A 14,282-nucleotide genomic window follows, 5' to 3' on the forward strand; every position below is an offset into this window, starting at 1 on the left:
TCTCTAAATCTGAGCCTCCACGCAAAAGGCAATATTCATGCCGGTTACACATTGTATCTTGATTCCTTTATCCGGATAGACCAAATCAGTGCGATAGCCGAGCTTCAAAAACTCATTCATCTGTCTTTTATCCGGCAATTGCAATAAGTTCACCAAATCATGAAATCATTTAAAATTTCTTCCCTCCGTAGTAAGCTGATCTTTTCGTTTTTAGGTGTGGCGGTTCTTCCCTTACTGCTGCTCTCATTATTAAATTTACGAACCACACAAAAGGCGCTAACAAATAATGCTAATCAAACCCTCTTAGCAGCAGCTTCCCAAACTGCGTTAAGTCTTGATGCTTTTATCAGTTCTAATCTTGATGCTGTGCGGGTTGAGGCTCAGCTTCCGGCTCTAGCTAAATATTTAAGTTTACCGGACGATCAGAGACAAAATATAGCTGAAGAAGTTGAGGCGATCTTACGCTCCCTTAGCCGTAAAGATACCTTGAATATCTCGTCTTACGCGCTGATTGATCGCCAGGGCCGAAATGTTTTGGATACACACACACCGGATATCGATCAAGATAAATCTAATCGGGATTACTTTCAGCAGCCAGTCAAAACCGGCTTACCTTTCGTATCGCCTATTCGGTATTCTCCAACGACTAATTTGCCAAGTCTGTTTTTCAGTAGTCCCGTGCGGAATGCGTCTGGGCAAATACTTGGCGTGCTGCGTGTTCGTTATAATGCTGCGGTAATTCAACGATTGGTTACTCAAAATACTGACCTCGTGGGACGACTTGATTCCTATGCAATTGTGCTAGACGAAAATTACATCCGTTTAGCTCAAGGCTATGCACCAGAGTTAATGTTTAAATCACTGATGCCGCTACCGCCGGCTAAAGTGAAAGCCTTGCAAACAGAGGGACGGTTGCCCCAAGGTTCAACAGCAGATATATCAACCAACCTGCCGGCTTTTAAGCAAGGTTTAGAAAACGCTGCAAACACTCCTTTCTTTACAACACTCTTAAGCCCTAACAGTAATGACTTGAAAGCCGCAGCAGTTACAAAGTTAAAAACGCAACCGTGGTTTGTGGTTTTCGTTCAGTCTCAAGCGGCTTTTTTAGAGCCAGTGCAAGAGCAAGTCTATCAAACGCTGTTGCTGGCTTTAATTATTGGCGGAGTTGTTGTCTTTGCCGCTATCACAATCGGAGAATTGCTGGCTAAACCTCTAATTAATTTAACCGGCACCGTTACTCAATTCACTGCCGGCAATCTCAACGCTCGCACCTTTATCCGATCTAAAGATGAAGTTGGGATACTCGCTGCCAGTTTTAATACAATGGCCGAGCAGGTGGGTAAACTATTTAAAGGCTTAGAAGATCGCACCCGTGAACTGGAAATTAGCCAACACGTTACGGTTGCGGTGAGTGAACTTTCGCGCTCAATTCTTGAACCTGAACGGCTTTTGCGTGAAGCGATCACTCTGATGCAAAATCGATTTAAATTGCATTATGTGCGGATTTATTTGCTCGATCAAACGACAAATCAATTGATTGCACGGGCTGATTCTATCCCGCCGGGTAAAGGGGAGAAATTCGAGAGTAATAGCATCCCTCTCAACGCAAATGATAGCCTTGTCGCCCTTGTTGCCCGCACCCAAGAAACAATATGGGTGGATGATTTCAGCAGCGCCTCATCCTTAGAAGCCGGTTTGAAATCATCAAGAGCCGGTTCTGAGGTGACGGTGCCGCTGATCACTCGTGGCACGTTTCTAGGAGTGCTCGATATTCAAGACAGTCAGCCCCATCGCTTCAGTGAGACGGATCTAGAAACGTTTAATACTTTAGCAGGACAGATCGCCACGGCTTTAGAAAATGCCCGTTTATTTGATGAAATTCAAAAGGCTGAGGAGCGCTTCCGCAGCATCTTTGAAGATGCTCCTATCGGCATGGCAATTGTGAGTTTAGAGACCCATCAACTCTTGCAAGTGAATAAAGTGCTGTGTGAGATGTTGGGGTATACCGGCTCTGAACTAAATATGCGAACGTTTGAGGAAGTCACACACCCAGAAGACATCGAGCTAGATGTTTCTTTATTCAAGCAGATGATAGCCGGCCAACTCGCCATTTATCAAATTGAAAAACGCTACCTCAAGCCAAATCAAGAAATTGTTTGGGGGAATTTGACTGTCACCTTAATTCGTGATCGAAACGGTGCTGCTTGCTATGCTTTGGGTATGTTGGAGAACATTACAGAACGCAAGCAAGTCCAGGCAGCACTGCAACAATCAGAAAGCCAATATCGAGAAAAAGCTCAAGAGCTAGAACAAGCCATGCAAGAGTTGCAACAAACACAAACTCAATTAATTCAAACTGAAAAAATGTCAAGTCTCGGTCAAATGGTGGCTGGGGTGGCTCATGAAATTAACAATCCCGTTAACTTTATTTATGGTAATATTCAGCCTGCTAATGAATATTTGCAAGATGTACTGGATCTGCTGGATTTATACCAGCAGCATTACCCCAAGCCGGCTCCTGAAATTCAAGACCGGATAGAAGAAATTGATCTAGAATTTTTAATAGACGATTTTCAAAAAATTATGTCTTCCATGAAACTGGGGGCCGAGCGGATTCGTCAAATTGTGCTTTCTTTGAGAAACTTCTCTCGTCTGGATGAATCGGATATGAAACCTGTTGACATTCACGAGGGTCTAGAAAACACGTTATTAATTCTACAAAATCAACTCAAAGAGAAGCCTGGACATCCGGAAATTTTGGTGATTAAAGAGTATGAGGAATTGCCTCTTGTGGAGTGCTATGCCGGCCAGCTCAATCAAGTGTTTATGAATTTGCTTACGAATGCCATTGATGCAATCGATGATTACAACCAACAACGCTCTTTAGAAGAAATTAAAGAAAATCCCAGTACGATTGGAATTCGCACACAACTTTTAGAAGGCAACTATGTAGAAATCCGCATCATTAATAGTGGCCCTGGCATTCCAGAAGACATTCTGCAAAAAATATTCGATCCCTTCTTCACCACAAAAACCGTCGGTAAAGGTACGGGACTCGGTTTGGCAATTAGCTATCAAATAATTGTTGAAAAACACAACGGGAAACTTTACTGCAAATCCACTGCCGGTGAAGGCGCTGAGTTTGTAATTCAGATTCCTACTAAAGTTGAAAATAGGTTTAGTACCGGCTTGAGCGTCTCTTAAGATCAAACCTCTTGTACAAAATCGCCTGCCGGCAGACATCCGTTATCTGCTGATTCTCCCCATCTGCGTTTATCTCAGATACCCGCTAGCTGCCGGTTATTCCCATCTGCGTTTATCGGCGCTTATTAAATTCAAAAAATCAATGTATGTAAAAAGTCTATTCTGCCTCAGTCCTGATTGCAGCCTAAATTAAACCTATAAATCAGATTGATAACCCGAATTTAGATAAATTTGCAGCCTTGATAGTCTGCTTTATTTCCCTCTTTTGGCACTCTCAATTTCCCCCCACAGACTGAGGAACGTGCGATTAAAACAGCATTACTATCAAAAAAGTTCACACATAGTATTTATGAGCGCTAACGCAAAATTAAAGCCGATGAGTATGCCAGCAATTCAACTGACAGCAATTAACTACGATCAAGCAGAGCAGGAATTTATAGAACTGCTTGAAATGGAGAATTTAGATAAAAAAGTAGCCGCGAAGCCCTCTATCGTGAGTAATTTTGAAAAGGCACTCACGACAGCAATTAAAGCGGCTTATGGAGAATCGGCTGGCGATAATTCAGCACACCGCTTTTTGCACCGCGTACTTTATCGAATTAACCGGCTCAAACTATTTTGGTATGATGATTTGCGGCGCTATACTAACGAGCGATCAGCTTATTTGCAAACCGTGCGCGATCAAATTGAAGCCGCTTGGCAGCAGTGGGAACTCGCACAACTTGATGTGGCAACCCTTCAACAATTAAACGTCGCACAAGTTAAACAAGCATTATTAGATCGCGGCGATGCGGATCTCAACCCCCCCCTGTCTGAAGACAGCCGGTATCTGCGCGAACAAATGAGTGAAACCGGCTACCGGCGAGTGCTAGCAATTGGCTCATTTGATGGCTTAGTGGAAGGAAGCCGAATGTGCGCTATCCTAGGCGGTGCGGCAAATGAGGTGCAATCAACACTAACACGGGTGCTGATTGAAGAGTACGGCAACGGTCGCCTTTCCCGCAAACATTCTACCTATTTTGCCCAGATGTTAGAAGAGTTTGGGATGAATACCGAACCGGAATCTTACTTTGATTTGGTGCCTTGGGAAGTTCTTGCTTGCGCTAATCATAACTTCTTGCTAACCGACTGCAAACGTCATTTCCTACGCTACAACGGTGGACTAACTTATTTTGAAGTAGCCGGACCGGCAGCCTACAGAAATTATCTCGCAGCCGCGCAACGTTTGGAACTTTCAGCGGCAGCAATGGGTTATTGGGAACTCCACATCCGAGAAGATGAACGGCATGGACGTTGGATGTTGGATGATGTCGCTTTGCCACTGGCTGAAAAGTATCCCGAAAATGCTTGGGAACTCCTACTCGGATATGATCAAGAAAAATTGATGGGTGATCGTGCCGGTGCAGCAGTTGTACGTTCAGCGCGGGAAGCGGAACAGAAATAAAGATTGCAAAAAACCCGGTTTCTTGAAGCCGGGTTTTTAATTGCTGTCATATTAAGTTGATCGCTGCCACTCGACTTTTCTAGCCCCCCAGTTGTTTATAAAGATGTTATCACCTGACTCAGTTCACTCGATAAATCTGGGGTAGATTTATAACTTTGGGTGAATAAAACGCCGGCCAACAGATAAATGTTTTTGGTATAAAATGCCATACCTTTTTCACGCAACTCGGCTATCATGTTTTTCACCTTAGATTCAGAGCTGTAATAACCGAAAGGTAACGGGGTAACGGTAAAATCAGCCGTGCGGTATCCCTGAGAATTAGCAAATTCAATCAACCCTTGGGGATTGGAATAACTAGACAGCATCACTAAGACATTTTCATAGCCTAAAGTTAAAAGCTGTCTGGTAATTTTCGAGCCATCTGTCCCGCCGTGTAAAAGAGGTTGATAAATCTTGTCATCGATTGCCGGCAGATAGGGCGGATTTGAGATAAGATACTCGGCTTTTGGTCGCAAAGCATCAAAGAAAGAGGTATTGTGAATTATATATTTATCACTAAGCTCATATTCTTCTATATTAGATTTAGCGGTTTTATAAGCTAAAGGGTTAAGTTCAAATCCGTGGATTTTGCCATCAAAGCGAGTTCTCATTAATGAATTAATAATCGGAGTTCCATCTCCCGCCCCAAATTCAAGGATCACTTGATGATGAGCGCAATGATTTAAAACTAATGTATCTAAACAGTAAGAGTAAAAATTTGATTCTTCTGGGCAATGGAAGACATCTTTCAGGGGCTTTGAGGAGATGAGCATATACTTCTCAGGCAAACAACAATTAATTCTAATTTAATTTACAAAATTTATTGTGTCATCTGTCAGGAGTATTATGTCCGAAGATGTTGACAACAGCCTTAAAATATTTTATAAGTTAAACTCAACTAAATGATTTATGCTGCTAAACTTATTGACACAAAATCAGAGGCAATTGATTCAATTACCTCTGAGAAATCATTAGGTTTGTGATCAAAATACTTAAAATTTCTGGGATAGCCAATTTAATCGGGAGACTTGATGCGCTTTAACAAGGCGTAAAACGGTTCCCAGTTATCTTCAACGACAATTGGCTCCCAAATGGCTTCAATTTCTGGTCTAAGCAACACTTGTTCTGGATTGTGCTGCCGCAACCGGCCTTTCATTTCATCCAATTCTGCCGCCGAAGTTTGCTGCAACAGATGATAGTAAAACTGCCGCCAAGGATTTAAAACCTCTGCCGGCTCAGCTTCTTTAAAAATCAGGCTTGCATCATCCCGCCAATCTGGAGAAAACTGTTTCTTCAATTCAATAAAGAAATCGTGATAACCAACTTGAGTCTTGTGCAGCAATTGAATCGTTAACTTTAATAACTCTTCGGCCTCATCCACCGGCACCTCAGCAAATCCCAACTTATTTAGCATCAACTGCCGGTATTTCTGATGATAATACTCCTCAAACTTCGCCAAACCGGCTTCCATCGCTGCTGGATCTATCACCGCCTCTAACGGACGCTGAAGCATCTCTAAATTTAAACGACAGATCCCCGGTTGATTGCTGTAACTATAGCGCCCGTAATAATCAAAATAGGCCGCTGTAAAATTCGGATTGTAGGTGGGAATAAACGCATACGGCCCATAGTCAAAACTTTCGCCGGTGATTGACATATTATCCGTATTTAGCACCGCATGACAAAAACCGGCTGCCATCCACTGTGCCGTCAATTCTGCGACTCGCTGCACTAACTCTGCATAAAATAGCCCGTATTTTTCTTGTGCATCCGCATGATTATGAATCGCCGGATAATAGCACTCAATGACATGATTTAAAAGCTTTTCAATTAAATCTTTTCGCTTGAAATAGTGCAACCGTTCAAACGTACCGAAGCGAATATGTGATCGGCTAAAACGTACCATCACCGATGAACGAGTAGGAGACGGTTCATCTCCTCGCCATAGCTGTTCGCCGGTTTCTATCAAACACAGACAGCGTGAAGTTTTCACACCCATCCGGTGCAGCATCTCAGCCGCCAATACTTCGCGCACACCCCCTTTTAGGGTCAGCCGGCCATCCGCTGTTCTAGAATAAGGCGTTCTGCCACTGCCTTTGGTGCCAAAGTCGTAAAGTTCTCCATCCACACCGCGCACTTGACCATAGAGAAAACCACGCCCATCGCCCAATTGCGGGTTATACTCACCAAACTGATAGCCGTGGTAACGCAAAGCCATAAAAGGCCGCACACTCTCAAAGTGGCCAAATGCCTCAATAAAATGCTGATTTGTGACATTGATCGGATCTAAACCAAGTTGCGCCAGCACATCATTATTGCGAAAGCGCAAAATTTGCTGAGGGAACTCTGCCGCCTCCACAAAATCAAAATAATCCTCACCCAACGATTCCATCGCCGGTTCGTAATTGAGCGAGAGGAAAGGATTTGCAGTCTCTAAAGGAATTGGGTTTGTTGCTTGAGTCATTGGGGCAAAGCTTGGCAGGTTAATTTAATACTTTAGTTATTTAGAATAATCTTAATCAAAGCCGATCACTTTAAAAGCGTTAAAACTGTGAGCGTTTCCCACTAATTGATAGATTTTTTAACTGTAAATTCTGATAAGGCGGCAGCCCAAGGGTTAAGCTGTCTGCAAAATTTCCGTATTAACGCAACAAAAACTTAATGTGCTTCCAGTTTCGATGTTAACGAACCTTCATAACAGCGCGATCTGTCTTCAGGCTCAAACCGCAAATTACTCTAAAGAACGATGTTCCTATTCAGGAAACTGTGTTACTTGTCCTGGGAAAGTGTGTTAAATATTACAGGAAACTATTAAGGCCCATTTCCAAAGGGTGAGGAACAAGCAATCAAAGTGTGCAAAATTGTTTGTCAGCCAACTGTGTGACGTTACTTGCGATCAATTTTGTCGATATGCCGGCAAATAAGTCAATCAACGTGCCGACTTCAAATCTTCCCTTGGGGGGATTCGATCAAGCGGCTATGCGAATTAAATGTAAAGCAGCGTTATTGACTTTTTGCTCGGATACAATTTAGCCAGTTTTGTTGTAGGGAAAAAACGGATGAAAGTGGCTGTTTTCAGCACCAAATCCTATGATCGCACGTTTTTGGAAGCCGCCAACGTGGGTCACGGACATGAGCTGGTCTATTTTGAACCGCGCTTAAATTTGACAACAAGCATTTTAGCCGGCGAGTGTCAATCAGTTTGCGTCTTCGTTCACGACCAGTTGGACGCGCCAACGATTCAACAACTTGCTAAAGGGGGAATTCGTCTAATTGCCCTGCGCTGTACCGGCTTCAATAACGTGGATCTCGCGGCGGCTAACGAGTGCGGGATCACCGTGTTGCGCGTCCCAGCTTACTCACCCTATGCCGTTGCAGAACACGCCGTTGGGCTAATTCTAACCCTCAACCGCAAGATTCACCGCGCCTATAACCGTGTGCGAGAAGGAAACTTTTCCCTCGATGGTTTATTAGGCTTCGATCTACACGGGCGAACCGTTGGCATCGCCGGCACTGGTAAAATTGGCGAGATTGTTGCCAGGATTCTGCACGGCTTTGGCACAAAACTGCTGGGATATGATGTCACACCCAACCCAGAATGCGAAAAACTCGGAATGCGCTATGTTTCGCTGCCCGAATTATTTGCCGGTTCTGATATCATCACCCTGCACTGCCCGCTGATGCCAGAAACTTACCATCTGATCAACGCCGAAGCCATCAGCCAGATGAAAGCCGGTGTGATGATTGTCAACACCAGCCGGGGGGCGCTGATTGATACAGAAGCCGCCATTGAATCTCTTAAAGCCGGTAAAATCGGCTACCTCGCCTTAGATGTTTACGAACAAGAAGCCAACTTGTTCTTTGAAGATTTATCAAATCTCGTCATTCAGGACGACGTATTTCAACGCTTGCTGACATTTCCCAACGTCCTGATCACCGGGCATCAGGCATTTTTCACCGAAACTGCCTTAAAAAATATCGCCGACACCACCATCGCTAACATCACAGACTTTGAAGCAGCGCGTCCTTGCCCAAATGCGGTTTCAGTTGATCGGTTAAGACCCTAAGCAGAGAAAACTTTACCCTTATGCCTCAACTTATCTTGACGGAATCCACCGCTTCGGCTCATTATAGCGGTGCAACTGGCACAGATGTGCTTGAGACTCAGTTTAGGGAAATTGAGCCGACTTTGGGTTAAAAAACTACCTCAAAGCCGATTAAGTTCCAACCCTAACAAAGCTATCCTTCTTGTAGACGCCCTGCGGGAGTATTCCTGTAGCGTCAGGATAGGCAGTCTTAATCACACTGCTACTGTTCAACTGCTGGTAAGAGTCTACTATCATCCAGCACTGACTACATTGTTATTCCCACGGTATCCTTATGAATCCTGAAAACCAACAATACACCTCCGACGTAGTGACTGACACCGATCTGCCCAGAATCGAGGTAAAAGTCGAAGAAGCCGGTGTCCTCGCAACGGTTAACTCTTCAGATGGAAATGGAATGGGAGATCAGTGGCAGCAAATTAGAGATCAAGTTGTCCAAATTATCTCTGAACTGCCCAATTATGTGGCCGGCTTTTTTGCAGCCAACCAAAGACCGATTGTTAGCATTGGCTTAATCGTCGCCACTTTAGTCACAATCAAAGTGACCCTGGCTGTGCTCGATGCCATTAACGATATTCCGTTGCTGGCACCAACCTTTGAGTTAATTGGTCTTGGCTACACAGCTTGGTTTGTTAACCGCTTCTTGCTGCGTGCGGCAAATCGCCAAGAGTTATCTGAGGAAGTAAAAAACCTCAAAGATCAAGTCCTCGGTAGCAATTAGCCGAAGCCCTAAGAAACGATAAAAGGTAAAAGGGAGAAGAAAAAATTCTTTTGCCTTTTACCTTTTTCTTTGTGAATGCTTATTTCTGAAATGAATAATAAAGATAATTTAAAATTCAGCAATAAAGTTTTTTAAAAGTATTTTAATCAAATTATATTTGATACTTTTAATTCAGTTAAATAATTTTATTTTGTGCGATTCCTGTGAATGGCCGGCCTACTAATTTGTCTCTGCATCTTCCCATTCCTTTTGATTGCGGCTAAGGAAATAGCAGCTAAGGTTCAGCGCTAAAATGAATACCGGCTAGCCCTCTAAGCCGGCTTGACAGCCAGGAGTTGAGCATTGAGAAACTTGACAAATTCCTCTATCGTCGTCAGGTTATATATCTCAAATTCCTCGCTGATATCCACCCCAAAACAAGAGAAAAAATCGTCATACAAAGTCAGATGCCAGTCAAAGCAACACACAAGCGTGATCTGTAAGTCTCGCTCTAAATGATCCTTCGGTTGTACCCTGGACATTTTCACCCCAGAGTATTTTTCTAGATGAGTGTAAACAAAGGCAACCACCGGCTTAGAAACGCCATAAGTTTGCCAATAAAATTCAAACCACTCATCCAACGTCAGGGCAGGACGATGGCGTAATGCTGTATTGACCTGCTGCCTCAATTGAACATCTGGACTCAGGTCAGTATAGGTGCTGACACTGATAAAGAAATTTTTGAGCTTTCGCCACATCTGTAAGGAAAACCAATTGCATAAATTAAAACTTTTCTTTAGTATTCCCAGCTAAGCAATAAGCTATCAGCCAGCAGAAACCCAAAGATAAAAGTCCTTTATTTATGCTTGAGAGTTCGCCAACAGTGGCCAAGACTTCACTACTTAGCCGGCTTTTTAGGCGGTTTCTTTTCCGCCTGCCCGTCGATTACCAAGGCTTTATAAATCACATCTGCAATATCAGCACGGCTGGCATTTTGAGTGGGATTGAGAAGCTTGGCATTAGGATTTCTGAACACAAGGCCCATTTCAGTTGCCGCCGCTACCTTCGCCCGCGCATTTTTGGGAATTTTATCCGCGTCTTGATAAACCTTCAAAATTTTAGCGGGGTCAGATTTCGGCTTTAGCCCCAAGCCATTCGCCAAAGAAACCAAGACATCTACACGCGTCATCGGTTGGTAGGGCTTCAGCAGTGGCGGTTCCGCGCTCAAAAATCCGCTGCGTGTCGCTTGTTCAATCTTTGAGGCAGCCCAGTGATTAGAGGGCACATCCGTAAATTTAGCGGCAGGGCGAGTTGATTTGGCTTTGAATGTTTTGGAGACAATGGCAGCAAATTCAGCCCGCGTCACCGGCTTCGTGGGGCGATAGGTATTATCGACAAAGCCAGCAACAATCCCACGCTGGGCGATAGAGTTGACAAAAGGACGCGCCCAAAAGGCTTTTGGAACATCCCGAAAAATGTCCGAATCAACAGAAGCCATCACCGGCAGCGTTTTAACCGGCAGAGAACTCGACGGCGAGGCAGCCGATTTTTCAGGTTTTGCCCCCGGCTTCGGCTTTGCCGTTGGGGCTAACTTTTGGGGAGTAGGGATTGCCACTATGGCTGCCGGTACGGGAGTTGCCGGCACTGCAACAGGCTTAGGAGCCGGTGGTTCAGACAAGCTAGACTGACGCCCAGCCGGTTGTGGCACCTCTTCCGTCTCCCTGGTTGGATCGACTTGCAACTGCGGAGATGGGGACGGAGACTGAGTCGGAAATTGCTCAAAAAACTTGGGATCGTCTCGCATCAAAGACACCAAGAGAATGGTGCCAATGGTGGAAAAAGTCACAACAATCGCAATTAGCTCATCAAACCCTAGAGGATTATCTCGCGGAGACCGGGGATCGGAAGGAGGTAAATTGCTCATCGCAAACACTCACTTAGCTAATAACCTTACAATTCAGACTAGAGACTGTCGCTGAGGTGCGCCTCAGTATTCCTTAGACTTTAAGCGATCAACCGTCTCACGTCTAGGGATGAGGAGCATTGGGCTTTTGTTGTACTGAATTACCACAAGCCTTGGATCGTTTGTGGTAATTCACCACGTCTGTAGCTGTGCCGGTGCGATGGGGCATGGTTAATAAATCCTAGAAGAAGACTCACCCACTCGCCCCCTCGCCCCTATCCCTCACGACAGATCTGTTGCAGCGTAGCGGTGAAGTTTGGGTAGGAGATGGCTGCCGCCTCAGCACGATTGATGGTGGTGGTGCCGGCAGCATTAAGACCGGCAATTGCCAAACTCATCGCCACCCGGTGATCATCATGGCTGTCTACCTCAGCGCCGGTAAGGGGTGTGCCGCCGGTAATTTCCAACCCGTCGGGCAATTCTGTAACGCGAGCACCGAGTCGGTTAAGCTGATGCGCCATGACTGCCAGCCGGTCACTTTCTTTGACGCGCAACTCCGCCGCATCTCGAATCACGGTTGTGCCCTGAGCAAATGCCGCTGCTACGGCCAAAATTGGAATTTCATCAATTAAACGCGGAATCAGATCGCCGGCAATTTCACAGGCTTTGAGCTGCCGGTAACGCACTCGCAGATCGGCTACCGGCTCACCGGCAACTTCCCGCTGATTTTGCAACTCAATATCCGCCTCCATCATTGCCAACGCTTCCAGAATGCCGGTGCGCGTCGGGTTGACGCCGACATTTTCGATGACTAAATCTGAATCTGGCACAATCGAGCCGGCAACCAGCCAAAACGCTGCTGAACTAATATCTCCCGGCACAATCACAGGTTGACCATGCAGTTGAGCCGGCCCGGTAATCGTGACACTGTGGGTTTCGGGATCGATGCTTAGTTGTGCCCCAAATGCCCGTAGCATTCGCTCACTGTGATCGCGCGAGAGGGCCGGCTCTGTCACCGTTGTTTCGCCCTCTGTCATTAAGCCGGCGAGTAAGATACAAGATTTAACCTGAGCTGAAGCAATGGGCGAATGGTAGTGAATCGGTCGTAAATGCTGGCCTTGGATGGCCAAGGGTGCGAGGTTGCCATCTTGGCGTCCCCAAATTTGGGCACCCATCTGGCGCAGCGGCTTAACCACGCGAGACATTGGACGGGATCGCAAAGAAGCATCGCCCGTGACGGTAAAAAATTGACCGGGGTGGCCGGCTAATAAGCCCAACATTAAGCGAATCGTCGTACCAGAATTGCCGGCATCGAGTATATTAGCCGGTTCGAGTAGCCGGCCAATGCCGGCACCTTGCACCCGCACCCGCTCAGTGTTGAGTTCAGAAATCTCTGCCCCTAAAGCCCGGAAACAGCTCGCTGTACTGCGGGGATCTTCTCCCAAAAGCAGCCCCTCTACGGTGGTTTCTCCTTGCGCGATTGCACCTAACATTAAAGCGCGGTGAGAGATAGACTTATCCCCCGGCACCCGGATACTACCTTGGAGGGATAAACTGGCGTTCGCTTTTTGAATAAGCAACTGTTGGGATTCGGGGGTTTCCACGATCACGATAGAGGTTGCCATTGGGATAGACTGATGAAGGACGGCGCTAGTAATCCTACCGTTTTCTTAGCCCAACTGGGGCTTCTCTGTTATTAGTTGTTAGCCGGCAGCCCTCATCCCTCAGCCGTCAGCCCTAGGGACACGGCACGGCAGCGCCCCCAATCGCCGATCTCGAATTGCTAAAATCAAACCTCACAACTCATTCCTCACAACTCTTCACCTGCTATGCTGACGCATCATCGCAAACCCGTCTGCCTATCGGTGGTGTCCACAGACTTACCTTTTTGGTCTGTGGTGGAAACAGCCGCCACGCTTTATCAAAAAGATCGCGAGCGGTTTCATTTACTGTTAAGCGAACCCGTTATTTCTGACCGAGATCCTGTCACTGTAGCGCCAGAGGTTGCCACCTTGCCGGCAAAAACCTCGCGGTTGTTGTGGTTAGAAATCTCACCTTATCGAGTGATTATGACGATGCAGGGCAATGGTCAATTTAGTTATCGCCATCTCTGGGAACGTGGGATGTATGGAATCAGTCGCTACTGGCTCCAAAGCGACTCGTTAGGAGCCAATAGCCAAATGCGTCTGCGTAACTTCACCCGAAACTTGACATTAATCGGTAAACCTTTACCAGAACACGTTCGTTTAGAATACGAGCTATGGGCAGAAAAAGTGCAGCTCGGTCGCTACATTTTAAATTTGGATATCCATCACTAATTGCTCTTGCCGCCGCAGTAGCTGTTGATTTCCGTTGCTAGCACATCTGCTTTCTGAGCGGCTTGTTCTGCGGCTTTGCCGGCGGCTTCTACTTCTGTTTTGGCTTTTTGCACTTGTTGTACACCGGCTTGGGTAGGCTGCGCGGCGCTAGCAGTCCCCAAAGCTTTACCCGTGGTGCGAAATGCCTTGCCGAGATCCTGATAAATTTGGGAAAAGCGGCTCTGAAATCCTTTGAGTTTTTCGTCTTTTAACTTGACGGTTTCCAGTTCTTTGGTTATTTTATCGAGATCCTCCGCCAGCTTATTTGCAGCCGCCGCATCATTGCCTTTAAAGTTTGTTACCAGACCGTGCCCTTTGTTGATAGCCTCAATGAGTGTATTGCATTCGGCTACTTTGTTATTGCCGCAGCCAGCAACCAATACAACAACAGCAGCGCTAACAGAAATTAAGGAAGATTTAGACAGCAAGTGCATTAATGCGCTCCTAGCGAATTGGTGAATGAAACTGACGCTTTAGAATGAAGTACAGCAATTAGCAGCCCTGGTAAAGCCAAAATCATATCAACCAA

11 protein-coding genes are annotated in these 14,282 nt (G+C 45.8%); 5 read left to right on the forward strand and 6 right to left on the reverse strand.

Going from position 1 to position 14,282, the window contains the following annotated elements:
• Positions 1 to 159 precede the first annotated feature (159 nt).
• Together H6F73_RS05515 and H6F73_RS05520 are read left to right on the forward strand one after the other, a co-directional pair.
• Positions 160 to 3,204, forward strand: coding sequence for an ATP-binding protein (locus H6F73_RS05515; RefSeq protein WP_190757797.1), 3,045 nt, complete (start codon positions 160 to 162; stop codon positions 3,202 to 3,204).
• Positions 3,205 to 3,586: 382 nt separating this feature from the next.
• The gene (locus tag H6F73_RS05520) at positions 3,587 to 4,648 is read left to right on the forward strand and encodes an iron-containing redox enzyme family protein (RefSeq protein WP_199330432.1); all 1,062 of its coding nucleotides are present in this window, start codon (positions 3,587 to 3,589) and stop codon (positions 4,646 to 4,648) included.
• A gap of 95 nt (positions 4,649 to 4,743) precedes the next feature.
• Here H6F73_RS05520 and H6F73_RS05525 read toward each other — a convergent pair whose 3' ends face one another.
• On the reverse strand, positions 4,744 to 5,460 hold the full coding sequence (locus H6F73_RS05525) for a methyltransferase (RefSeq protein WP_190757799.1): 717 nt from the start codon (positions 5,458 to 5,460) through the stop codon (positions 4,744 to 4,746).
• A gap of 242 nt (positions 5,461 to 5,702) precedes the next feature.
• Entirely contained in the window at positions 5,703 to 7,151 is a 1,449-nt protein-coding gene (locus H6F73_RS05530; protein WP_190757800.1) for a YdiU family protein, read from the reverse strand.
• A 595-nt stretch (positions 7,152 to 7,746) separates the two neighbouring features.
• Here H6F73_RS05530 and H6F73_RS05535 point away from each other — a divergent pair.
• Complete coding sequence (locus tag H6F73_RS05535; RefSeq protein ID WP_190757801.1) at positions 7,747 to 8,754, forward strand: 2-hydroxyacid dehydrogenase; 1,008 nt, start codon at positions 7,747 to 7,749, stop codon at positions 8,752 to 8,754.
• A gap of 313 nt (positions 8,755 to 9,067) precedes the next feature.
• Positions 9,068 to 9,514: a CAAD domain-containing protein gene (locus H6F73_RS05540; RefSeq protein ID WP_190757802.1), complete on the forward strand. Its 447-nt coding sequence runs from the start codon at positions 9,068 to 9,070 to the stop codon at positions 9,512 to 9,514.
• A 311-nt stretch (positions 9,515 to 9,825) separates the two neighbouring features.
• Here H6F73_RS05540 and H6F73_RS05545 read toward each other — a convergent pair whose 3' ends face one another.
• The 3 genes from H6F73_RS05545 to aroA form a co-directional block, all read right to left on the reverse strand.
• The gene (locus tag H6F73_RS05545) at positions 9,826 to 10,251 is read right to left on the reverse strand and encodes a hypothetical protein (protein ID WP_190757803.1); all 426 of its coding nucleotides are present in this window, start codon (positions 10,249 to 10,251) and stop codon (positions 9,826 to 9,828) included.
• Between the two features lie 140 nt (positions 10,252 to 10,391).
• Positions 10,392 to 11,417 (reverse strand): S-layer homology domain-containing protein, encoded by a 1,026-nt coding sequence (locus tag H6F73_RS05550; RefSeq protein WP_190757804.1) that lies wholly within the window; start codon positions 11,415 to 11,417, stop codon positions 10,392 to 10,394.
• A 254-nt stretch (positions 11,418 to 11,671) separates the two neighbouring features.
• Positions 11,672 to 13,021 carry a 3-phosphoshikimate 1-carboxyvinyltransferase gene (aroA, locus tag H6F73_RS05555; RefSeq protein ID WP_190757805.1) on the reverse strand — a complete coding sequence of 450 codons (1,350 nt, stop codon included), beginning with the start codon at positions 13,019 to 13,021 and terminating at the stop codon, positions 11,672 to 11,674.
• Between the two features lie 204 nt (positions 13,022 to 13,225).
• On the opposite strand from aroA, the gene H6F73_RS05560 reads away from it, so the two are divergent.
• Entirely contained in the window at positions 13,226 to 13,714 is a 489-nt protein-coding gene (locus tag H6F73_RS05560; RefSeq protein WP_190757806.1) for a hypothetical protein, read from the forward strand.
• Here H6F73_RS05560 and H6F73_RS05565 read toward each other — a convergent pair.
• Positions 13,711 to 14,187 (reverse strand): hypothetical protein, encoded by a 477-nt coding sequence (locus tag H6F73_RS05565; RefSeq protein ID WP_190757807.1) that lies wholly within the window; start codon positions 14,185 to 14,187, stop codon positions 13,711 to 13,713. The two genes, H6F73_RS05560 and H6F73_RS05565, sit on opposite strands and share 4 nt — an antisense overlap.
• Between the last annotated feature and the right edge of the window lie 95 nt (positions 14,188 to 14,282).

The organism is Microcoleus sp. FACHB-68 (assembly GCF_014695715.1).
GTDB lineage: Bacteria > Cyanobacteriota > Cyanobacteriia > Cyanobacteriales > Oscillatoriaceae > FACHB-68.

Bases quoted from the DNA above. Each gene is read 5' to 3' on its own strand.
- H6F73_RS05515 (WP_190757797.1), top strand. From the start codon at position 160: ATGAAATCATTTAAAATTTCTTCCCTCCGTAGTAAGCTGATCTTTTCG.
- H6F73_RS05520 (WP_199330432.1), top strand. From the start codon at position 3,587: ATGCCAGCAATTCAACTGACAGCAATTAACTACGATCAAGCAGAGCAG.
- H6F73_RS05525 (WP_190757799.1), bottom strand. From the start codon at position 5,460: ATGCTCATCTCCTCAAAGCCCCTGAAAGATGTCTTCCATTGCCCAGAA.
- H6F73_RS05530 (WP_190757800.1), bottom strand. From the start codon at position 7,151: ATGACTCAAGCAACAAACCCAATTCCTTTAGAGACTGCAAATCCTTTC.
- H6F73_RS05535 (WP_190757801.1), top strand. From the start codon at position 7,747: ATGAAAGTGGCTGTTTTCAGCACCAAATCCTATGATCGCACGTTTTTG.
- H6F73_RS05540 (WP_190757802.1), top strand. From the start codon at position 9,068: ATGAATCCTGAAAACCAACAATACACCTCCGACGTAGTGACTGACACC.
- H6F73_RS05545 (WP_190757803.1), bottom strand. From the start codon at position 10,251: ATGTGGCGAAAGCTCAAAAATTTCTTTATCAGTGTCAGCACCTATACT.
- H6F73_RS05550 (WP_190757804.1), bottom strand. From the start codon at position 11,417: ATGAGCAATTTACCTCCTTCCGATCCCCGGTCTCCGCGAGATAATCCT.
- aroA (WP_190757805.1), bottom strand. From the start codon at position 13,021: ATGGCAACCTCTATCGTGATCGTGGAAACCCCCGAATCCCAACAGTTG.
- H6F73_RS05560 (WP_190757806.1), top strand. From the start codon at position 13,226: ATGCTGACGCATCATCGCAAACCCGTCTGCCTATCGGTGGTGTCCACA.
- H6F73_RS05565 (WP_190757807.1), bottom strand. From the start codon at position 14,187: ATGCACTTGCTGTCTAAATCTTCCTTAATTTCTGTTAGCGCTGCTGTT.